This is a genomic window from Ruegeria sp. CI5, from assembly GCF_056536885.1.
This window is the reverse complement of the sequence record NZ_JBQFQN010000001.1, coordinates 879,649-901,242: the sequence shown is the minus strand read 5'-3', so window position 1 is coordinate 901,242 and position 21,594 is coordinate 879,649. Positions and strand designations below refer to the sequence as shown.

General features: G+C 59.6%; 21 protein-coding genes and 1 tRNA gene. 8 read left to right on the top strand and 14 right to left on the bottom strand.

What is annotated here, in order from left to right:
• Nucleotides 1–39: 39 nt before the first annotated feature.
• Nucleotides 40–423: a VOC family protein gene (locus ACR0BA_RS04545; protein ID WP_480726652.1), complete on the bottom strand. Its 384-nt coding sequence runs from the start codon at nucleotides 421–423 to the stop codon at nucleotides 40–42.
• A 257-nt stretch (nucleotides 424–680) separates the two neighbouring features.
• On the opposite strand from ACR0BA_RS04545, the gene ACR0BA_RS04540 reads away from it, so the two are divergent.
• The 8 genes from ACR0BA_RS04540 to ACR0BA_RS04505 all read left to right on the top strand — a co-directional run bounded on the left by ACR0BA_RS04540 (nucleotide 681) and on the right by ACR0BA_RS04505 (nucleotide 10,047).
• Entirely contained in the window at nucleotides 681–1,907 is a 1,227-nt protein-coding gene (locus ACR0BA_RS04540; RefSeq protein WP_480726650.1) for an aminotransferase class V-fold PLP-dependent enzyme, read from the top strand.
• Nucleotides 1,908–1,952: 45 nt separating this feature from the next.
• On the top strand, nucleotides 1,953–3,377 hold the full coding sequence (locus ACR0BA_RS04535) for a cryptochrome/photolyase family protein (protein ID WP_480726648.1): 1,425 nt from the start codon (nucleotides 1,953–1,955) through the stop codon (nucleotides 3,375–3,377).
• A 69-nt stretch (nucleotides 3,378–3,446) separates the two neighbouring features.
• Complete coding sequence (locus ACR0BA_RS04530) at nucleotides 3,447–4,655, top strand: SAM-dependent methyltransferase (protein WP_170357606.1); 1,209 nt, start codon at nucleotides 3,447–3,449, stop codon at nucleotides 4,653–4,655.
• Nucleotides 4,656–4,672: 17 nt separating this feature from the next.
• The gene (locus tag ACR0BA_RS04525; protein ID WP_093961876.1) at nucleotides 4,673–5,113 is read left to right on the top strand and encodes a TrgA family protein; all 441 of its coding nucleotides are present in this window, start codon (nucleotides 4,673–4,675) and stop codon (nucleotides 5,111–5,113) included.
• 21 nt (nucleotides 5,114–5,134) lie between these two features.
• Nucleotides 5,135–6,250: an NUDIX domain-containing protein gene (locus ACR0BA_RS04520; protein WP_480726646.1), complete on the top strand. Its 1,116-nt coding sequence runs from the start codon at nucleotides 5,135–5,137 to the stop codon at nucleotides 6,248–6,250.
• 69 nt (nucleotides 6,251–6,319) lie between these two features.
• Nucleotides 6,320–7,354: a cysteine synthase A gene (locus tag ACR0BA_RS04515; RefSeq protein WP_480726645.1), complete on the top strand. Its 1,035-nt coding sequence runs from the start codon at nucleotides 6,320–6,322 to the stop codon at nucleotides 7,352–7,354.
• Nucleotides 7,354–9,798, top strand: coding sequence for a DUF3772 domain-containing protein (locus ACR0BA_RS04510; protein ID WP_480726644.1), 2,445 nt, complete (start codon nucleotides 7,354–7,356; stop codon nucleotides 9,796–9,798). Before ACR0BA_RS04515 ends, ACR0BA_RS04510 begins: the two co-directional genes overlap by 1 nt.
• 159 nt (nucleotides 9,799–9,957) lie before the next feature.
• Nucleotides 9,958–10,047: transfer RNA gene (locus tag ACR0BA_RS04505), tRNA-Ser, on the top strand.
• Nucleotides 10,048–10,178: 131 nt separating this feature from the next.
• On the opposite strand, the gene ACR0BA_RS04500 is transcribed toward ACR0BA_RS04505, so the two are convergent.
• The 13 genes from ACR0BA_RS04500 to ACR0BA_RS04440 form a co-directional block, all read right to left on the bottom strand.
• On the bottom strand, nucleotides 10,179–11,240 hold the full coding sequence (locus tag ACR0BA_RS04500; protein ID WP_480726642.1) for a 2Fe-2S iron-sulfur cluster-binding protein: 1,062 nt from the start codon (nucleotides 11,238–11,240) through the stop codon (nucleotides 10,179–10,181).
• Between the two features lie 38 nt (nucleotides 11,241–11,278).
• The gene (locus ACR0BA_RS04495) at nucleotides 11,279–11,755 is read right to left on the bottom strand and encodes a hypothetical protein (RefSeq protein WP_480726640.1); all 477 of its coding nucleotides are present in this window, start codon (nucleotides 11,753–11,755) and stop codon (nucleotides 11,279–11,281) included.
• Between the two features lie 88 nt (nucleotides 11,756–11,843).
• Nucleotides 11,844–13,007, bottom strand: a complete 1,164-nt coding sequence (locus ACR0BA_RS04490; protein ID WP_480726638.1) for an aromatic ring-hydroxylating oxygenase subunit alpha — start codon at nucleotides 13,005–13,007, stop codon at nucleotides 11,844–11,846.
• 9 nt (nucleotides 13,008–13,016) lie between these two features.
• A complete protein-coding gene (locus ACR0BA_RS04485; protein WP_480726636.1) occupies nucleotides 13,017–13,286 on the bottom strand; it encodes a hypothetical protein in 270 nt (89 codons plus the stop codon).
• Nucleotides 13,283–13,873 carry a TetR/AcrR family transcriptional regulator gene (locus ACR0BA_RS04480; RefSeq protein WP_480726634.1) on the bottom strand — a complete coding sequence of 197 codons (591 nt, stop codon included), beginning with the start codon at nucleotides 13,871–13,873 and terminating at the stop codon, nucleotides 13,283–13,285. Before ACR0BA_RS04480 ends, ACR0BA_RS04485 begins: the two co-directional genes overlap by 4 nt.
• Before the next feature lie 152 nt (nucleotides 13,874–14,025).
• A complete protein-coding gene (locus tag ACR0BA_RS04475; protein ID WP_480726632.1) occupies nucleotides 14,026–15,210 on the bottom strand; it encodes a glycosyltransferase family 4 protein in 1,185 nt (394 codons plus the stop codon).
• A 63-nt stretch (nucleotides 15,211–15,273) separates the two neighbouring features.
• A complete protein-coding gene (gene otnC, locus ACR0BA_RS04470) occupies nucleotides 15,274–15,918 on the bottom strand; it encodes a 3-oxo-tetronate 4-phosphate decarboxylase (protein ID WP_170366996.1) in 645 nt (214 codons plus the stop codon).
• Nucleotides 15,915–17,144, bottom strand: coding sequence for a 3-oxo-tetronate kinase (otnK, locus tag ACR0BA_RS04465; protein WP_480726630.1), 1,230 nt, complete (start codon nucleotides 17,142–17,144; stop codon nucleotides 15,915–15,917). The genes otnC and otnK overlap by 4 nt, the downstream gene beginning before the upstream one ends.
• On the bottom strand, nucleotides 17,141–17,938 hold the full coding sequence (locus ACR0BA_RS04460; RefSeq protein WP_480726628.1) for an N-acyl homoserine lactonase family protein: 798 nt from the start codon (nucleotides 17,936–17,938) through the stop codon (nucleotides 17,141–17,143). The genes otnK and ACR0BA_RS04460 overlap by 4 nt, the downstream gene beginning before the upstream one ends.
• Nucleotides 17,935–18,222, bottom strand: a complete 288-nt coding sequence (locus ACR0BA_RS04455) for a putative quinol monooxygenase (RefSeq protein WP_170586420.1) — start codon at nucleotides 18,220–18,222, stop codon at nucleotides 17,935–17,937. Before ACR0BA_RS04455 ends, ACR0BA_RS04460 begins: the two co-directional genes overlap by 4 nt.
• Entirely contained in the window at nucleotides 18,222–19,733 is a 1,512-nt protein-coding gene (locus ACR0BA_RS04450; RefSeq protein ID WP_480726626.1) for a tripartite tricarboxylate transporter permease, read from the bottom strand. The genes ACR0BA_RS04455 and ACR0BA_RS04450 overlap by 1 nt, the downstream gene beginning before the upstream one ends.
• A gap of 4 nt (nucleotides 19,734–19,737) precedes the next feature.
• Nucleotides 19,738–20,487, bottom strand: coding sequence for a hypothetical protein (locus ACR0BA_RS04445; protein WP_480726625.1), 750 nt, complete (start codon nucleotides 20,485–20,487; stop codon nucleotides 19,738–19,740).
• A gap of 58 nt (nucleotides 20,488–20,545) precedes the next feature.
• Complete coding sequence (locus ACR0BA_RS04440) at nucleotides 20,546–21,553, bottom strand: tripartite tricarboxylate transporter substrate binding protein (RefSeq protein WP_480726624.1); 1,008 nt, start codon at nucleotides 21,551–21,553, stop codon at nucleotides 20,546–20,548.
• Nucleotides 21,554–21,594 lie beyond the last annotated feature (41 nt).

Below are 21,594 nucleotides of genomic sequence, written 5' to 3'. Positions count from 1 at the left end.
CTGACAGTGGGCCCCGGTTACATCACCGGGGCCTTTCATTTATTTCGGACTGCCTTCGAAGAAGCCGACCGAATTGCCATCGGGATCGACCGCATAGAAGAACCGACCGGCCGGGATTTGGATCGGATCAGAGACAACCTGACCTCCGGCAACCTTGACCCTGGCCATGATCTCTTCAGCCGTGCCCTTTGCGGCCAGATGAAGGGTCGGGCCGGTACCATCTTTTACTGGCTTTCCCGGATACAGATGCAAGGCAACGCCCGTTGCCGGGTCAGCGGGGCGGAACATGGCCATGGGGTTCGGGCCGGATGTGTCGACCGCAAGTTCTGCCCCTGTGGCGTGGGCATAGAATTCTACCGCCTTGTCCAAGTCGGAAACAGGCAGTTCGCCCCACACCAGAAAATCCTTTGGAAGATAACTCATCTGAAACCTCTCTTGTCTTGAGTGCCGTGAGTTTGGCATGTGCTGATGACAGAAGCTGGCATCAGACGCCCGGCTTGACCGCGCGGGGTTGGCCGGGCTAACTGACGGCGTTTGGTCCCGTCATCCTCGTGCGGGCGGCCGAACTGCCGCGGCGATACCCGTGGCTGGCTGGAAGACCTGCCATGTATCGGAGTTGTCCGGTGTCATGCGCGGGCGGAACTTCGGAACATTGGGCATGACAACAGAAGGATTGTGCGATGGGCACTCTGGATATTGACTTCGTTCGGGCGCAGTTTCCGGCTTTTTCCGAACCCAGCCTGAAAGGGCAGGCATTTTTTGAGAACGCGGGCGGCTCCTATACCTGCAAACCCGTTCTGGATCGGCTGACCCGCTTCTATACCCAGCGCAAGGTACAGCCATATGCGCCCTACGAGGCCAGCCGTCTGGCGGGCGAAGAGATGGATGAGGCACGTGTCCGGATGGCGGCTCTGCTGGGCGTGGACACCGACGAACTCAGCTTTGGCCCTTCGACCACGCAGAACACCTACGTACTGGCGCAGGCCTTTCGGCAGTGGATGAAACCGGGTGAAGCGATCGTGGTAACCAACCAGGACCATGAAGCCAACTCGGGGCCCTGGCGGCGCCTTGCCGAGGACGGCATCGAGGTTCGCGAATGGGAAATCGACCCGGAAACCGGTTCGTTGAATCCGTCCGATCTGGAAAATCTGCTGGACGACAAGGTGCGGCTGGTTTGCTTTCCCCACTGTTCCAACGTGATCGCCGAGATCAACCCGGTCACCGAAATCACGGCGATCGCGCATGCGGCCGGGGCATTTGTCTGCGTGGATGGTGTGTCCTACGCACCGCACGGCTTCCCGAACGTGGGGGACCTTGGGCCGGATATCTACCTGTTCTCGTCCTACAAGACCTACGGACCGCATCAGGGCTGCATGGTGATCCGGCGCACGCTGGGCGAGCTGCTGCCCAATCAGGGGCATTTCTTCAACGGAGACGTGCTGTACAAGCGGTTCACACCGGCCGGCCCGGACCACGCTCAGATTGCCGCCAGCGCCGGCATGGCCGACTATGTCGAACAACTCTGCGACCACCACGGCGGCCCATCTTCGGGGGCTTCCGCGCGTGGTGCTTTTGTCCACGACCTGATGCGTGGGCACGAAGTTGAGCTTCTGCAGCCGGTTCTGGACGCGCTCAAGGATCGCAACGCGGTGCGCCTGATCGGCCCGTCCGATGCCGAACGCCGGGCTCCGACCGTGGCCTTGGCCGTCAACCGCGACGCGGAAAGCGTGGCGGCTGATCTGTCCAAACACGGCATCATGGCCGGCGGTGGTGATTTCTATGCGGTTCGCCCGCTGACCGCCATGGGTGTCGATCTGGAGCAAAGTGGTCTACGGGTAAGTTTCACCCACTACACCTCGCGAAACGAGATCGACCAATTGCTCGAAGCATTTGACCGGGTTTTGTGATCCGGTAACAGTTCCGCCCCGTAGACATATGAAAACGGGGCGGAAATGGACAAAGAGCAGTCACCAATCATTTTGTGGTTTCGGCGTGATCTGCGCCTGAGTGACCATCCGGCTTTGGCTGCGGCCGCGCAGACAGGGCGACCTGTGATTCCTGTTTTCCTGCGCGATCAGCTGGTCGATGACTTGGGCGCGGCTCCGAAATGGCGGCTGGGCCTCGGCCTTGCCGCATTGTCTGACGGCCTCGAGCGCAAGGGCAGCAAGCTGATCCTGCGAAGCGGCCCGGCGCTGGCCGCGCTTGAAGACCTGATACGGGAAACGGGGGCAACTGATGTCTATTGGTCGCGGGCCTGTGATCCCGAATCCATCGGGCGTGACATTCGGATAAAGGCTGCATTGTCCGCGCAGGGCGTAACCGCCAAGTCTTTTGCCGGGCATCTCTTGTTCGAGCCCTGGACGGTCGCCACACAGGCGGGTCAGCCCTTTCGTGTTTTTACGCCCATGTGGCGGGCTGTGCGCGGGAGAGAGGTCGACGCTCCCAAGCCTGCACCGTCGCGGATCGCGGCACCCCGATCATGGCCGCAGTCGGACGTGCTTGAGGCCTGGAACCTTGGCGCGGATATGCGTCGTGGCGCGGCGGTCGTTCGGGCTCATGTCGAACCGGGCGAGGCCGCCGCATTTGCGCAGCTGGACGAATTCACCGAACGGCTCGACGCGTATCCCGCAAAACGCGACGATCTGGGCGATGACGGCACATCGGGACTGTCCGAGTACCTTTCGTTGGGCGAGATCAGCCCGGCAACCATCTGGCACCGGGTCCAGAGCGCAGGGTTTTCCGGTTCATCCGGGGCCGAGGGCTTCTTGCGCCAACTCGTCTGGCGCGAGTTCGCATATCACCTGATGTACCACACGCCGCATCTACTGAGCGCGAATTGGAAGCCGGAATGGGATGCGTTTCCGTGGAACACCGACACGGACACCCCCGAAGTTCGAGCCTGGACAATGGCGCGAACGGGGATACCGGTGATAGATGCGGGCCTGCGGCAGATGTATGTCACCGGCCGGATGCACAACCGCGTCCGAATGATCGCCGCCAGCTACCTGACCAAGCACCTGATGACGCATTGGAAGATCGGCATGGATTGGTTTGCGGACTGTCTGGTCGATTGGGATCCGGCAGCGAATGCCATGGGGTGGCAGTGGGTTGCCGGGTCGGGGCCGGATGCCTCGCCGTTCTTTCGTATCTTCAACCCGCAGACCCAAGCCGAGAAGTTTGACCCCACGGGCGCCTATGTCCGCCGGTGGCTGGCCGAAGGACAAAAGAACCCACCCGAGACGGCGCTTGCCTATTTCGATGCGGTGCCGGTGTCATGGGGACTGTCTCCGACGGATGCCTATCCTGATCCGGTCGTTGATCTGAAGGTTGGGCGACAGCGGGCGCTTGCCGCCTACGAAGGCCGAAAACACCAGTAAGGAATTGAAAACTTGCCAGAAACGGAATCCCGTCCTAGCCTGCTCCGACCACCGCACAGGGGAGAGCGGATGATCCTGACGACGACAGAGGGGCAGAAAAGCCTGCCCAGATATTTTTCGCAGGTCTTCAAGATGCTGCAGCGAATGGAGTCCGGACGGCTGGACATCGCGCTGCCGGACGGGCGCATTTTTCGCAACGAAGGCGCCAAGCCCGGACCTGTCGCCCGCGTTGATATTCACGACCCGGATGTATTCGCGCGGCTGATCCGTGAAGGCGAGCTCGGATTTTCCGACGCCTACCTTGAGGGTGGGTGGAGCACACCTGACCTGCGCGCCTTCATGGATCTTGTCCATCTGGGCACCGAGACGGTGTATGATGATTTCACTGGCAAGTTTTTGGTTCAGGCCTATGAGCGCCTGCGGTTCTGGCTGCACCGGAACAACCGAAAGCAGGCCAAAAAGAACATTTCGTACCACTACGATCTGGGCAATGATTTCTACAGCCTTTGGCTGGACGAGACGATGACCTACTCCAGCGCGCTGTTCGAAACCGGTCAGGAAAGTCTGGAAAAGGCTCAGACGGCCAAATATGCCAGCCTGGTGGACGAGATGGGAGCAAAGCCGGGCGACCACATCCTTGAAATTGGCTGCGGTTGGGGTGGCTTTGCTGAATACGCCGCTAAAGAAAGAGACCTGAGGGTCACAGGCCTGACCATCAGTCAAGAGCAGTTGAAGTATGCGACGCAACGCATAGAAAAAGCTGGGCTTTCCGACAAGGTGACCTTCAAGCTGCAGGACTATCGCGACGAGCGTGGGCAGTATGACGGCATTGCGTCGATCGAGATGTTCGAGGCCGTTGGGCAAAAGTACTGGCCGGTCTATTTTCAAACGGTCCGCGACCGGCTGAAGCCCGGCGCACGGGCCACGCTTCAGATCATAACAGTGGCCGACCGCCGCTGGGACGTCTACAAGAACGGTGTTGACTTTATCCAGAAATATATCTTTCCGGGCGGCATGTTACCGGCTCCGACGGTGCTGAGGCAGGAAATCCAGCAGGCCGGTTTGGATGTGGTCAAGTCGAAGGAGTTTGGCCCAAGCTATGACCTGACCTTGCGGCGCTGGTACGACACGTTCAACGACAAATGGGACCAGGTGGCTGCGATGGGCTTTGATGAGCGTTTCCGCCGCATGTGGAATTATTATTTGACCGCCTGCGGCGCAGCCTTTGACACGGGCAATTGCGATGTGACACAGATCACCGTAGCAAAACCCAACTAACACACGGAAATACCGGAATGCCGACAGCCTCACGTCTTGTTGCCGCGCTCAGTCTTATGGTGGTGGCTTTCCTTGTGTCTGGCATGATCATCGACAACGGCGAAGAGGGAAAGGACTACGGCTACTTTACCTATGTGAACCTGGTCCTTGGTTTTTTGTGTGGTTGGGTCATCATGGGGAAGCGGGCCGGCCGCGGCTGGACTGCAGCCGTGAACAATGGCCTGACCGGAGTGGTTTCTCTGGTGTTTTGGGGCCTGTTCGTCCAGGGCACGTACGAGATGTTCCGGCTTGCGATGCGTCACCGCTATGACGGGCCATTCGAGGCATTGCTGGCCATCTTCCAGATCGGTGTGGATTTCGGCAAGCAACTGATCTCGCCCGAGATCATCGCAACTTTGGCGATTGGTGCGCTGCTGTCCGGCCTGTTTACCGAAGGCGCCTCGCGGCGCTGGAACTGACGCCCTAGTCACGAGCCTACGATGACCAATCTGTTTTTCTACGGCACATTGCGGTATTTGCCGCTTCTTGAACTTGTTTTGGGTCGCTCGGGACAGGATCTTGCGGCCGAGCCGGCGATGCTGCCGGACCATGCGGTTCACGCGGTGCAGGACCAGGCCTTTCCGATGATCCTTGAGGCGCCCGGCGCAGCGGCACGGGGTATCTTGGTGCAGAACCTAACTGCGCAAGACATCGAACGGTTGGCCTTCTACGAAGGTGGGTTCGACTATGACCTGCACGTCAAAGAGGTCGTCCTTGAAGGCGGATCGACCGTTTCCGCCCAAGTCTTCTTTCCCGCCCCGGGGCTATGGACGCCAGCCGATCCCTGGTCGTTGGAACAGTGGGTGTCCGAGTGGGGCGCGATGACCCTCTTGGCTGCGGATGAGGTCATGGGGTATTTCGGCAAGGTCGATGCCTCTCGGATCGCGCGCAGCTTTCCTGCCATTCGTACCCGGGCGTGGGCCAAGCTTGCGGCGCAGCAACGGAGAACCGGGGATGGTCGCAGTGTCCGCGATGATGTGATCGTGCACCGCCACACGCGCGTATACATCGACTATTTCGGGATGGAAGAAATCGAACTGCAGCACCGCCGATACGATGGGTCGATGGGGCCGGTTCTCAATCGGAATGGTTTGATGCAGGGTGCGGCGGTCGTGGTGCTGCCGTATGATCCCCTGCGCGATACGGTCCTTTTGGTTGAGCAGTTCCGAACCCCGGTATTCCTGATCGACGACCCCGAACCGTGGATGTGGGAACCGGTCGCCGGCATGATCGATCCCGGAGAAACCCCTGAACAGGCGGCCCACCGGGAAGCCATGGAGGAGGCGCAGGTGTCGTTCTCGCGGCTCGAATATGCAGGCGGTGCCTATTCTTCGAGCGGATCGTCCACTGAATACATCCACCTTTATGTTGGGATTGGAGACCTGACCGCCTCGATCAACAATGGTGGCTTAGCAACCGAGGGGGAGGACATTCGCAGCAGGATTCTGCCGTATGCCGAATTCATGGATATGGTTGACCGGCATGTCTTCAAGGACCTTCCTCTTTTGTCCCTGGCGCATTGGTTGGCACGCAACCGCGATCGGTTGCGGGGATGACTATCCCGCCTTGTGGTTGGCGCAGGGCACCTGTACATCTGCGAAAACGCCAATTTACAAGAGGGTGCCATGCGCATTGCACGAGACCTTGCTGACGCCGTAGGAAAAACTCCGTTGATCCGGCTGCGCCGTGTCAGCGAAGAAACCGGGTGCGAAATCCTTGGGAAGGCCGAGTTCATGAACCCCGGTCAGTCGGTCAAGGATCGCGCGGCGCTGTTCATCATTCGCGACGCCATTGCGCGCGGCGATCTCAAGCCCGGCGGGACGATTGTCGAGGGGACCGCGGGCAACACGGGTATTGGTCTGGCGCTGGTCGGCGCGTCGATGGGGTTCAAAACCGTGATCGTCATCCCGGAAACCCAATCGGAAGAGAAGAAGGACATGCTGCGCCTCGCCGGGGCTCAACTGGTTCAGGTTCCCGCCGCACCTTACCGGAATCCCAACAATTTTGTGCATTACTCGCGGCGGCTGGCCGAGCAGTTGGCCAAGACCGAACCCAATGGCGCGATTTGGGCAAACCAGTTCGACAACGTCGCGAACCGTCAGGCGCATGTCGAGACCACTGGGCCGGAAATCTGGGAGCAGACCAACGGCAAGGTCGACGGATTCATCTGCGCGGTCGGATCGGGCGGAACGCTGGCCGGAGTGGCCGAGGCTTTGCAGCCCAAGGGCGTCAAGATCGGTATCGCCGATCCGATGGGTGCCGGTCTCTATTCCTATTACACGACGGGTGAAATCGCGATGGAGGGTGGCTCAATCGCCGAGGGGATCGGCCAGGTCCGCATCACCAAAAACCTTGAAGGGTTCAAGCCCGACCACGCCTACCAGATTACGGACAACGAAGCGTTGCCCTATATCTTCGACCTTCTGCGCGAAGAGGGGTTGGTCATGGGTGGGTCCACCGCAATCAACATTGCCGGCGCTGTGAGACTGGCCAAGGAAATGGGTCCGGGTCACACCATCGTCACCGTGTTGTGCGACTATGGCACGCGCTACCAGTCGAAACTGTTCAACCCCGACTTCCTGCGTGAAAAGGAATTGCCGGTTCCAGAGTGGATGACCGAGGCCCCGCGCAGTATTCCGGGTGTTTTTGAGGACGTATGATGCTGCGGCAGTTTCTGGTTTTACTGGCATTTGCGTTTGTGGTCGCCATTGGGGTCGCAGGCGGAGCCTCGGCGCAGCTGACCGACCGTCAGAGCGAGTACTACCAGGGATGGCTCAGCACCGCCGAGCGTGCTGAGAAGGTGATCGAAGCCAATCGGGCATCCAATGCTTCGATGGAGAAATTGCGTTCTGAAATAAGTGGTTATCGGGACGACTTCAATCGCGCGCGAAGTGCGAATACAGACCGCATTCAAACGCTGGAAAGCCAGCTCAAGGCATTGGGGCCCAAACCCGATGACGGATCTTCGGAATCCGAAGATATCGCCAGCTTGCGAGAGAACCTCGAGCAGCAACTCAACAGCCTGAAGGTACCGCGGATCATCTCGGAAGAGGCCTACAGCCGCGCCAACGGCCTGATCAGCGAAATTGATAAGATCATCCGTGAACGGCAGCGGAAAGAGTTTCTTGAGCGCGGGCCATCGCCGCTCAACCCGGCGCATTGGGCACCTGCCTGGGTGGACGTGACCGAAGCGGGCCGTGCGTTGATCAACGAGACGAAGGCCAACATGCGTTCGGCCCTTGTCCGCGAAAAGCTGAAAGAGAGCGGACTTGCCATCGGTATTCTGCTCGCGGTGGCCGCGATCCTGCTGCTGTTCGGGCGATCATGGTCAGAGAAAGCTGGGGACTATCTGCGGCGGTTCGGAGGCTCCGGGCGTGGCGTATGGACATTCGTCGTGTCGCTGTTCCGGATCATCCTGCCATGGTTCGGGGTTGCCATCATCGTTCAGGCGGTGGTCATGACCGGAATTCCGGGGTTGCGCGGCACATTGCTGATCCAGGAAATTCCGTATTGGGCCGCGATCATCCTGTTTTACGACTGGATCGGCCGTCAGGTCTATTTGATGGGCGAAGAACGGGGTTTCAAAGTCCTGTCGGCAAATACGATCAAGGAACTGCGGGTTTATCTGGATCTGCTCGCGCTGATGCTGATTCTGCATGAACTTGGCCAATTGTTCGAACGGATCGAAAACACCTCTGAGGCTACTCGCGCCGTCGTCAGTTTCCCTGTGATACTCGTGACAGCCCTGTTGCTGCTGCGGATCCGCCAAATCCGCCGCCCCGAAGGTTCCGAGGATGAGACTGACCAGGGCCAGTCAGCACGGGCGGCCGGGTTTAGTCAGCTGGTCGAACTGCTCCGCCGTGCGCTGTTTTTCCTGGGCATCGCAAGCGTTGTTCTGGCTGCCATTGGCTATACCAATGCCGCCGAAGCGATCGTGTTCCCATCGGTCAAAACGCTGGTCCTGATAACGGCCATCGTCATCTTCCAGCGGTTCATCAGCTCGATCTATGGCTGGCTGACGGGGCAGGGCGACGCGGCCAGCGACTCGTTGTTCTCGGTGCTCGTCGGGTTCGTTCTGGCCATTCTGTCGTTGCCCATTCTGGCGCTGTATTGGGGCGCGCGCGACTCGGACCTGCGCGAGGCGTGGTCCCGGCTTCTGATGGGTTTTGACATCGGCGGCGTGACGGTCTCGCCCAGCAACTTCCTGACTTTCGTGGCCGTATTCGCGATCGGTTACATGCTGACCCGACTGCTGCAGAGCGGTTTGCGCAACTCATTGCTGCCAAAAACCAGCATCGATCCGGGTGGGCAGAACGCGATCGTCGCAGGCACGGGCTATGTGGGAATTTTCCTTGCGGCGCTGGCCGCGATCATTGTCGCGGGCTTTGATCTGTCGTCACTTGCCATCGTCGCGGGTGCGTTGTCTGTGGGCATCGGTTTCGGATTGCAGACAATCGTGTCGAATTTTGTATCGGGCATCATCCTGTTGGTCGAGCGGCCGATTGCCAAAGGGGACTGGATCGATGTCAACGGGATGATGGGTTATGTGCGCGACATCTCGGTGCGCTCGACGCGGGTGGAAACTTTTGACCGGACCGATGTGATCGTTCCGAACTCGGACCTGATCAGCGGTGTGGTGACCAACTATACCCGCGGCAATACCATCGGACGTGTCATCGTCCCCGTTGGCGTCGCCTATGGGACCGACACCCGAAAGGTCGAGAAGATCCTGGGCGAAATCGCGAATGCGCATCCGATGGTGTTGGCCAACCCGGCACCCAACGTCGTGTTCCAGGGGTTTGGCGCGGACTCGCTGGATTTTGAAATCAGAGCGATCCTGCGCGACGTGAACTGGGTCTTGTCCGTAAAGTCGGACATGAACCACGAAATCAACCGGCGCTTCACCGAAGAAGGGATCGAGATTCCGTTCGCACAGCGCGATCTCTGGCTGCGGAATCCCGAGGTTCTGGTGCAACCGGCCAACAAGGCAGCGAAGCCCCAACAGCCGGATCAACAGGAACCTGTGAAGACCGACGACGCAAGCTCGGCGCCGATGGGCCTGACTGAGGCGGACATGGACACAGACAACGGCGAAGAGCTGTAGTCAGAGGACTACAGCAACATCTCGCCGGCTGGCCGAGACCGAGGCGACCCCGCCCAATCGTTTGGGGTGGGGGCGCTATAAGCAACTTGCGTATCCCTTGGATTTCCGCGCAATCGGCCCTTGCAAATCCCTGTTCGTTGGTCCAAATATCGCCGGCACGGAGAGGTGGCCGAGTGGTCGAAGGCGCACGCCTGGAAAGTGTGTAGGCGGGAAACCGTCTCCAGGGTTCGAATCCCTGTCTCTCCGCCATTCACCTTGAATACCCACAGTTTTTGCGCACCGCGCGGGATCGGCAGTGTTTTGGCCCGGACACCTTGGGCGAACATGTGTTGTGCGCTGGGATCCGTACTGCCGGGCGGTGAGGCGGTGTACCGGGATTGTTACGTATCGGGGAACTGCACGGCCAGTTCTGTGCTTTTAGGGACGGCTTGGCAGGTCAGAACTTCACCGCGTGCGATGTCGTTCTGATCGAGGGCCATGTGCGCCCGCATTTGAACCTGACCCTCTGTCCGAATTGCGCGGCATGCGCCGCAGACGCCTGACTGGCAGCTGAAGGGCGGCGCCAGTCCCGCTGCAATGGCGGCCTCAAGGATCGTTTGCCCAGCCTCGATAGGCACCTCACGGGTTTCCCCATCCAGCGTCACCCTCGCTGTGGCCGCCATGCCGGATTGACTCGTGTCTTGAACAGGGCTGGCACCGAAGCTTTCCATGTGGATGCGAGCATCGGGCACATCCAGCGCCTTCAGGGCCGCCCGGACGTCTGCGTTCATGCTGCCAGGGCCGCAGATCCAATACTGGACGTCCTGTGCGATAGGGGGCGTCTCGTCGATTGCCGCCTTGATTGCATCCGTGTCAACGCGGCCCGTTCGCCAGGGGCTGAACGAGCTCAACAGCGATCGGGCTGACAAGACATGGCGCAGGGTGAACCGGTATGGGTTGGCCTCGACGAGGGCGTCCAGCGTTTCCCGAAACAGAATATCGTTCTCGGACCGGTTGCCGTAGATCAGATGGGCGACGGAATGTGGCTCGTGATCAAGCACGGCTCGGATCATCGCATAAAGCGGCGTCAGCCCGCTGCCCGCGCCAAAAAAGTAGTGGGTGCGTCGTGCAGTTGCGTTGGGTTCCAGCGTGAAGCGGCCAAAGGGTGGCATCGCCTCGACCGTATCTCCGGCGCGCAGGGTGTCGCCGATATGGTTCGACACCAATCCTTTGGAAACGCGTTTCACGGTGATCCGCAGCGCCTCGTTTGGCGGGTTGGAGATGGTGTAGCAGCGTCGCTGCTCTTTCCCGCTCAGGCCGAAGCGTAGTGTCAGATGTTGGCCGGGGGACCAGCGAAACAGCTCGGTCAGGGCTGGTGGTACGTCCAGCACGACGGTAGTTGCTTCGCCACCGATTTCAGGCCGGATTTCAGCCACGGACAAGGGGAAGAATTTACGGGTCACGAGTGGTCCTTTCCTGAGCAAAAGACGGCCATCTTCAGTCAGCGATAATCCATGGTGGTGTGCAGTGAGCGGATCACCCATTTTCGGCCTTTGCGCGTGAGCGAAAAACGGTCGATTTGCGCCATCGTACCTGCGTGACCCTGCCAGTCGTACTTGACTGTGGTGACCGCTGTTGCCGTGGCGCTGCCCGGCTCTTCCGTGATCACGATCCGCGGGGGTGAGCGGTCTGTTTCCACATATCCCTGCAGCGCTAGGACAGATTCAAAGCCGGTGTCGCCCTTTCGCTGGGCCCAATCGGCCACCGAATAACGAAAGTGATCATCCGGCTGGCCCTGACCATATTTTACGGTGATCGTGTGGATCGCTTCGGGATCCCAGTCGCTCCAAGCGATCTGGGAGTCGGGGGCAGAGAGCTGACGTTCGGCAACCGCCTTCGGGTCGCTGCCGGGCGCGGCGAGAGCCAGTCCGCCTGCCAAGGCGATCCCAACCAAGCTGGCGAGTATGCGGAGTTTCACATGATGACCTTTGTGTTCTGGGCAATTGGGCGCAGGATGATTGGTGCCGGCCCAGGGATGGCGTTTGGGGAGAGTGTTTTGGGCCTGGTCATGTCTCGGCCTCAGCTTTCGCCATGAAGTCCATAACAACTTGCTGATGCTGCAAAACCGGGCCTTCTCCGACAGAGGCGGGGCCAACTTCAAACAACGGGCTTGCCAAGGATTTCTGTTGCTGTTCGCAGGCATAGACATCTTCGGTTGTGAAATCGCCCGAGGTCATCGGGTCATCTTTACCCAACGCATCGTCGCCTTTGTATTTCGGGCCACCGAAGTCACGCCAGAATGCGTAAGATGACCATTGCTGCCGTGAGTACTCCCACGCCGACGCGCTGGCCAATCGGGTGCGGTTTTCCACTCGCGTTCGGTCGGGCGCGAGTGGCGTGATGATGAAGATGTTCCAGCTGTCTTCACTGCCAGCCAAGCCAATGCCCGGAAACAGCATCGGCACCCAGGCGCCAACATGCGGTTTCGGGATTACCCGCGGAGTGGGCAGGTTTTTCTCGAGCGCGCGGGCATAGTCTGACGCGGGCGGCTCCCAAAAATGATAGTGTGGACCTTTCCAGCCATATTCTGCGCGACCGTGGTCATACATGTGAAGCGTGCTCGAATGCAGGTGGCTCAGGTGGTAGACGTCGATGTAGTTCTCAACCACGATCTTCCAGTTGGCGCGGATCTCATAGCTTTGGCGGGCTTCGCCGTATTCGACCAATTCTTCGGGCTTGTGCGGGCCCAGCAGCGGATCCACGGGTCCGAACCACTCCGCAAGGCTCGGCGCCTGTGGGTCAGGGTGCACGAAGATCATCCCGCGCCAGAGATCGACGCTTGCAGGTTTCAACCCGAGGCAAGATTTGTCGATGCCGTCAGGATATTCGCGGTCTTCATCCGGGACCGAGATCAGGTTGCCTTCCAGATCGTAGGTCCAATCGTGATAGGGGCAGGTCAGTGCCTTCTGTGTTTTGCCCACTGCACGGATCAACTGGGTTCCGCGGTGACGGCAGATGTTGTGGAACGCCCGCAGCTGACGGTCACGCCCCATTACCACGAAGATGTTGTTCAAACCCGCCTGGACCGAGATGTAATGTCCAGGCTCGGGTACATCCTCGGCAAACCCGGCATATCGCCAGGTGCGAGAGAAGATCAGTTCTTGCTCGCGGTCGTACCAGTCCTGCGCTGTATAGGCAGAGGCGGGGAGCCGGTGATACATTCGTGTCATAAAAACCTCTCAGACCAGCCAGGCCGGATAAACGGCCGGTGCGATGTCGGCGGTAACCATCAGGCCGCCGAAGACCATCCAAAGAACATTAACGGTCCAGAACAGGAGTGGATCGGTTTCGCGGGTGACGGTATCGATCAGGAAAGCTTGGCCGCTGCGGATCGATGGTACGGCCCACCAGAGAAATACCAGCCCCCAGGGCCACTGGAGCCCCAGCCATGTGGCCACCAAAAGAACGGGTAGGGCTGCGTAGTTGATCAGTCTGGGAAGATTGATCATGCGTCACCCTCCAAGCTTGCAAACAACGCCAGCGCCGCCGCCTTCAGATCGTCGCGCCACTGAACTGGCGGTGAAATCGGGACAAGCGCGTCGATGTTTTGAGCGCAAGCGGTTACTCCATGGGCGACCGCCCGAATGCGTTCGGGAGGTGCCGATGGATATGCGCGTGCCAGAACACCTTCGATGACTGCCAGAAAATCTGCGTAGCTGTGAGTCAGTTTGGGGCCCAGGTCAGGAATGCGTTCTGCGGCCGTTGCCAAAGCCTGCCAAGCCAGCATCAGCCGGGGATCATGGCCCTGGCCGTCGTCAAACAGGGCATCAATCAACTCAGATGGCTCACCCTGCGATCCGAATTGAGCCGAGACCGCCTCTGTAACTTCGGCAAAAGCGTTGATCACGTGGTCTGCCAGTGCCGCCGCCATGTCATCACGGTTTCCCAAATAGTGGCGCAACAAGGGCCGTTTGACACCAGCCTCTGCCGCTATGCGTTCTTGTGTTGCGCCTTCCAGTCCGAAACGGGCCACACAGGTCAGGTAGGCATCGAGTATTTCAGCGGATCGTTGGTCTTTGAGCGTGGGTCGGGGCATTGGGGCTCCTTTATTGTCAAATTTGACAAATAACTGCAACGTGTAAGTTGTCAATAATGAAAATTAACAAAACAGGGTTGAGGACAGGCCAAAATCAGCCTGTCCCTGCTCAGGATTTGGCATGATGGGATGGTCGTCCGTGTCGGGTCTCGTCAGATCATACGACCGTTTCGCGCAACTGCGTCCGCGACGACGTTCTCCCACGCGGAGTAGACCCTCTCTGGAGAAAGAAGCGCCCTTAACTCATCGGATTCGTTTGCCATTCCGGCGCGGGCCGTCGGGTCGTTGATCAGACGAATGGCGGCTTCTGCCAGTCCAGTGACGTCGCCGGTCGGTACCAGATAGCCATTTCGCCCGTGGCGGATGAATTCGGACGGACCATAGTCACAATCGAATGAGACGACCGGGATCCCGCTGACGACGGCTTCGGCGACAACATTGTGAAACCCTTCATACAGCGAAGACCCAACCACGATATCGGCGTCGTTTGCCCATTCTCCGACCCGGGCCGTATTGCCGGGCAAATGAACGCAATTCTCAAGACCGAGACACTTGCGCAACCGCTCGAGTGAGGGACGCTCGGGGCCTTCACCATAGATCGTCAGGGTGATCCATGGGCACGCGGCATGGATCTTGGCCATGGTCTCCAGAAGAAGGTGAAAACCTTTCTGCGGCACCAGGCGACCAACCGAGACCAGGTGACGCGCTTTTTCGGAGTTCGACACCTGCGCCCGTGTGAAGGGCTCGATCGGGTTCGGTATGACCCGACCGCGACGGCGGAGCGGGCCAGGCAGATCCTCCAGACCTTTTTGTGTCAATGCAACGACAGCCTTCGACCTTCGGCCCAGAACGGATTGCAATCGCGCCCATCCGGGGTGTGCGTCCTGTAGACGTGGGTTGTTCCGCTCCGAAATGATGACCGGCAGCTTGGAGTCCAATGTGGCGATCAGGGTAACTACATTCACTTTGGTCAGAAACGAAATCACGACATCGGGTCGTAGGTCGCGAATGACCGAACGTACGTGCGTGATCCTATTGAACTGTCCGCGCCTGCCTGATAGCGCACTGGTCCGCACTTTTTCATTCATCGAGAAATAGGGACCGTTTTCCGGCATGCTGAACGCCGTTGCGTGAACCTCGCAACCGCGTTCCACGAAATGGTGCGACAACATGGCGATGACTTTTTCCGCACCACCCGGACCGAACCCTGCCTGCACAAAAAGCAGCTTTAAACCATTCAACGACACATTCCCCCGCCGAAAATGGTAATTTACGCAGGGTAATTGAGCAAGCTTGAGGTGATCTTTGCCAGAAACGTGCGCAAAATCTGGCGGCAATAGCCGTACTCCGGCCGATTGGATCGCAAAGCGTGTTGTCAGAGCAGTAGGTGTTCGAACCGGTTACTTGCTGTGGCCTGTCATGTCGTACAGGGCTGAAATCTGTTCGGCGCTCAGCTGTCGAGGGTTCAGGCCTCGGGTCAGCAGGGCGAGTTTTGCGGTTTCCTCCAGTTCTTCCATTGCGAAACTGGCCGCCCAAATGTCTTTGCCGGCAACCACAGGGCCATGATTGGCCAGCAGCACCGCGCTGCGCTGTCCAGCCAGTCCCCGGACCGCATTGCCCATTTCAGGGTCGCCGGGCAGGAAGAATGGCAGCAATTTCACCCGACCGACCCGCATGATTGAATACGGGGTCAGCGGCGGCAGAACGTCCTCGGGGTCAACTTCGGGAAGCATGGACCAGGCCACCGAATGCGTCGAGTGGAGGTGGACCACAGCCCCGGTCTGCTGCCTTGTGTCGTAGAAGGCCGAGTGCAGCGGGACTTCCTTGGTCGGTAAGTCGCCATCAATGTGCTGAAACCGGGCATCCAGATGGCTGATCCGCGCCGGGTCGAGAAACCCCATCGAACTGCCGGTCGGCGTAACCAGGATCGTTCCGTCGGTCAGCCGGGCCGAGATGTTGCCCGACGCACCGCAGGTCAGCCCCCGGTCGAACATCGACTTTGCAAGCAGACAGATTTCTTCCCGCAGCTTCGCCGCCTCGCTCATTGTTGCCGCTCCATTCTGTTCAAGGCGTCCGCAAAGAAATCGGGGCCGCCGAAATTGCCCGATTTCAGCGCCAGTGCAATGGACGGGGTGCCGGGCAGGAGTACCATGGGAACGCCGGCGGCCAAGCGAGGGCCGATCTGCAACTGCTGCGCGCGCAGTCCCTGGACAACCGCGCCCGAAGTCTCACCCCCAGCAATGACCATCCGTCGGAAGCCCGCGACCCGCAGGCTGCGGGAGAGATCGGAGAATAGGTTTTCGATCGCTGCAGATGCCTTTTCCTTGCCGAAGGAGTCCTGTGCTTGCCTCACGACTTGTGGATCGGCCGAAGAATAGATCAGCGGCGGTTGTTTCTGCTCGAGCGCCCAGTTGACCAATTCTTCCACCGAGATCGAGCCGCTGACCGCGTCCCGCGCCGTGACCTCACGGTGTGGGGCGACGTCCCGGAAGCGCGCGACTTGCTCTCGGGTGGCGCGGCTGCAGGATCCTGACAGCACGATGCCGGGTCCGGACACTCCGTCCCACTGTGGGTGTTGCGGTTCAAACCCAAAATTTGCCGGCAACCCAAGCGCGATCCCGGACCCGCCGCAAAGAAGCAGGGTATCGCGGGCAGCCTTGCCGATTTCCAGCAGGTCTGCGTCGCGGATCGCGTCGACAATCGTATGACCTTTGGCAGGCAGGGCAGACTGAATGGCTGCAGCCCCCTGCATGACCAACAAGGCGGCCACATGATGGACCGGACGGGCGGACTGAGCGGCCAGCAGACGCCGGAGATCAGGGTCGGTCATCGGAGTCAGTGGATGGTTCTGCATGCCGCTTTCATTCAACAGCTTGTCCTGCACGAACAGGTGCCCTTGGTAAACACTGCGCCCATTTTCGGGAAAAGCCGGACAGACGATCGTGGTCGGAGCGTTCAGCCTTTCCGTCAGCGCATCCAGAACCGGACCGATATTGCCCTTTGCGGTGCTGTCGAAGGTCGAACAGACCTTGAAGACGATTTGCTGCGCACCTTGGGATAGCAGCCAGTCACAGGCTGCCAGACTGTCGCGCACCGCCTCGTCAACCGGGGCCGTGCGTGACTTGAGCGCAACCACGGCCGCATCCAGATCCTGGTCCGTGTGGCCCTTTGGGATGCCAACAAACTGGCTGACGCGCATGCCGCCCTCAGCGAGGGTCAGGCCAATGTCGGATGCGCCGGTGAAATCATCGGCAATGACTCCGATCTTCATAGTTTGATCTCTCTGATTGGCCCCGTGTCCAAACGGTTGATGTGGTCGGCTGGTCCCGGGGCAAAAACGGACCGGACCAGCGGATCGTGGCCTGGGATGATCAGGCCAGGGGCAGACGCGAGGCTTTGCAGCTTGTCAAAGCCGTCCAGCATGTCCTGCAGGTCGACCACAATGGGAAATGGTTTTCGGGCCATGAAGTTCTCGTAGTAATGCGATGCGTCCGACGCCAAAACCATCCAGCCGCTGGCAGTTCGGACCCGTACGCATTGCAGCCCGCGGGAGTGGCCGCCGATGCAGTGGACCGTGACACCGTCGGCCAACTCGGCGTCGCCGTCGTGGAAAACCACTTTGCCGGAATAAAGCCGCTTGACCGCCTCGCAGATATGACCGGCCGAAAATGGCGCGCGCATAGTGTCGTGGCACATGCAGGGACCCGTGGCAAAGGCCATCTCGGCCGACTGCATATGCAACGTGGCGTTTGGAAACAGGTGCAGACCCCCTGCGTGGTCATAGTGCAGGTGCGTGACGATCACTTGCTGAATGGCCTCTGGCGCGATCCCGAAAGGCAGCAAGGCTTCACGCGGATCCATGGCAATAGGCCGTCCGCGGCTCAGCCCTTCGTCGGTGTCATACCCGGTATCCACCAGAATGACCTGCGTGCCGCGCCTGAGCAGCCACAGGTAGTAGTCCATGGCATGAGGAGCCGCGTGATCGTCATCCAAAATGAAGCTGTCGGCGCGGGTGCGGGCATTTCTGTCCGCATATTTGATGGCATAGACTTCCCAGTCGTTCATCGCATGACCTCGGAGAATGTGTTGACCTGCTTTCGGACCACCATATCCGAAACCGCCAGATCGAATTCCTTGAAATGCGGACTGTCCAAGTGGATCCTGAACGCGTCGGCGTTCGCGTAGATCTCATACAGAAAGACGATGGCCGGATCGTCCCCTGCGCAGACGTCGAATTGCAGGCACTCGGGTTCGTCGCTCAACGACGTGCGTGCGTTGTCCAGCATCAGAGACAGGAAACGATCGCGTGTCCCGGGCTTCAACTCGAAGGTTACGGTGACGGCATACATCAGGCGGGCGCTCCTTTCAGACGGGCGAACAGGCGTTTTACCGGAGGCAATTGGCTGAGGATCAGCGCCACGTTCAACACCAGCAGAATTGCTGCTCCGGGTCGAGACACAAATACCGACAGATCGCCATCCGACAGGAACAGTGACCGGCGGAATGTCTCGTCGAACAACCCACCAAGGATGACGCCAATGACCAGCGGCGCAATCGGATACTTCATCAGGTTCATGAAATACGCCACGAAGCCGACCCCCAGCATAAGGTAAAGGTCATTGATACCGCCACCCACACTGAAGGAACCAATCGTGGTCAGAACCATCACGACGGGCAAGAAAACGGTTTGCGGGATTTTGAGAATCTTGATGAAGACCCGCGCGGTGAAAAGGCCCATCAGGAACATCGTCAACGATGCCAGCACCAGGATGGCCACGACCCGCAGGATGATTTCGGGGTCGATCGTGGGGCCGGGGATGACGTTGTTGATTTTGAAAGCCCCCAGCAGCGCGGCCGCAGGTGGCGAGCCGGGGATGCCCAGCACCAACAGGGGGATCAGTGCGCCGCCGATACAGGCGTTGTTGGCGGTCTCTGAACACAAAAGCCCGTCCAGTGAACCTTTGCCGAAGTTCTTCCCATCCTTCGAAACGGTTTTGCCGACACCGTAGCTGACCCATCCGGCAACATCCTCGCCGACGCCCGGCAGGGCACCAACGCCAGTGCCGATCACGCCGGACCTGCCGATGGTGGGCAGGTGACGGCGGACCGTCGAGAGATTTGGTAGGATCGACCCTTTCAGAGCCATAACTTTGCCGGCTTCGACATGGCGCAGGCCTTCGATGATCTGAGGGATCGCGAAGGCCCCCATGAGAACGGGCACCACCTGGAACCCGCTCAGCATGTAGGACCAGCCGAAGGTGTAGCGGGGTTCGGACAGCAAGGGGTCAAGTCCGACCATGGCCATGGCAAGCCCGATCAGACCAGAAATCCACCCTTTGAGCACCAGGTCCTCGCTCATGAGCGTGCCAGACAGAAGGATACCGAACAGGGCTAGTAGCGCCTTTTCCGGGCTTGCGATGTTCTTTGAAACAAGCAGCAGTGCCCAGACGAAGATCAGGAGCGTGAGTGTGCCGATGATGGTCCCGATGAAACTGGCCGTCGTCGTCAATCCAAGGGCCTCACCGCCGCGTCCGGCCTTGGCAAGTGGGTGACCGTCCATTGCGGTGGCGGCGCTGGCGGCGGTGCCGGGGATGTTCAGCAGGATCGAGGGATAGGACCCGCCGTAAATCGCCCCGACATAAGCGCCCAGCAGCGCGATCAAAGAGTAATCCAGCGGGATCTTGTTGCCGAAGAAACCGGTCAGAATGGTCACGGAAAGGGTTGCGGTCAGGCCGGGCAATGCACCGAATGTGATGCCCAGAAAGACCGAGAAAACCAGATAGAGGTAGGTCAGCGGATCGGCGACCAACGCAGCGAAGGCATGGCCGAATCCCGCCAGCTGAGACAAGACGAACTCCATGGTCTTAGCCTTTCCAGATCGGGCGGAGCGTCACGTAATAGTGGTACTCGATTTGTTGAAACAGCAGGCCACCGCGCGCCGGAACATTCTGGCGAAACCCGAAGGCCATGGCGCAAACAAGAATAAACGGGGCCAGGACGGCAATGTAGGGAACAACCCGCAAAAGCCGCTCGGACTGGGCTTTGATCAAAACCGGGATCGTCAGGGCAACCCAAATGCCCAACGTGATCCAGTCGTCCGCATGTGCGTTCCAGTCGGCTTGAGCAGGGTAGAGCAACCAGGACGTGAACCCAGCCAGGCAAACGGCGCCGCAAGCGATCATCGCGCGCCGCGGGTGCCCACCGTAGTACCCAAATATGAGAGCGGTAATCAGAAGGCCGGAACACAGGATGAAATCGACGCGCGGGACCAGCCCGCACACATAGGCCAGAAGGATCAGGCCAATGGTGGAAAACCGAAATGCTTGGTCAGGGTTCCAGCCGATGCCAGCCGCACCAAGGGCGTGCCGCGCCCCGCCGGACCGGACCGAGATCACGAACAGCGCCGTCGAGAGGCACAACAGGCCCACAAAGATGAACAACGGAACAATGGCTGCTGAGTCGTACCATTGGGTACCGCTGACCCCCGCCTTGTTTTCACCCCACAGGGGGATGTCCATGGTCTTCCACAGGAAGAACACCGATGTTGCCCCCAAAACCAGCGACGCCCAGAAATCCCGTGCGCGCAGGACCAGAATGTCCTCAGCCTTTTCCAACGTTGCCCTCCCGTGCAAAAAAGGGGCGCGGAAACGCGCCCCCAAGATCGTTTGTCGCTCAGGGCTTCTCGATGCCCAGAGAGGCCGGATCGACGGTCGTCGCACCCAGATCCTGCAGGGTGTACGCAAAGGTGGATTCCAACGTCGAGAACAGCTTCTGCGCCTCGGGTCCGTACTGTCCGCCGATGTCATAATTGTTTGCTGCGGCCCAATCGGCCACTGCTTGCGACGCCATGGCTTTCTGGAATGCTTCGGCCAGTTTTGCCTTTACATCGTCGCTTGCCGAATTGTGGACCGCAAAGCCGATTGCCTGTTTCAGCGGCAAATATTGGTCGAGCCCGTCATAGATGCCAAGGGCCGAAGGAACGGTCATTCCTGCGATTCCCGCGTTTTCAGGCGTCAGCATCGCCAGAGGGCGCAACTGTCCGCCTTCGATCAGCGGGGCCTGTTCCGCCAGCGAGGTCACGACCAGCGCAACTTCACCGGCGATGGCGGCCTCTTGCCCCGGAGCTGAGCCTTTGTAGGGGACGAATTTGAACTCGGCGCCCGAGCCCTTTTCAATGGCCAGCAGGTTCAGGTGGTGGATGGATCCCGCACCCGAGGCTGCCGCGGGGATGGTTCCGGGCGCGGCCTTCGCCGCGTCCACCAGCTCTTCAAGGCTGTTGTAGGGGCTGTCGGCGGGAACCGAGATCAAATCAGGCGAGCCGCCAACGATGAACGGATACCAGTAGTCGAACTTTTTGTCCCAGCCGCCCTGGACGGCGGCGGTCACGTTCGATTCGGAAAGTCCGACCAACGTATAGCCGTCATCAGGCTGGTTCATGACGTAGACCATTCCGTTTGAACCCGCCACGCCTCCGGTCTGGTTGATCACGTTGATCGACACCGGCAGATGTTTCTCCATCTCGGCCATGATCATCCGGTTGATGGTGTCGGTACCGCCTCCGGCGCCCCAGACGACGGCGGTGGTAATGTCCCGGTACGGATATTCCTGTGCGCTGACGAGCCCTGCGGCACCTGCCGACATTAGGGCGGCCGCTGCCAACCTTGCGATTTTCGACTTCATCTTTTCCTCCCAGATGCAGTGATGTGTTTGTTGTTGCATTT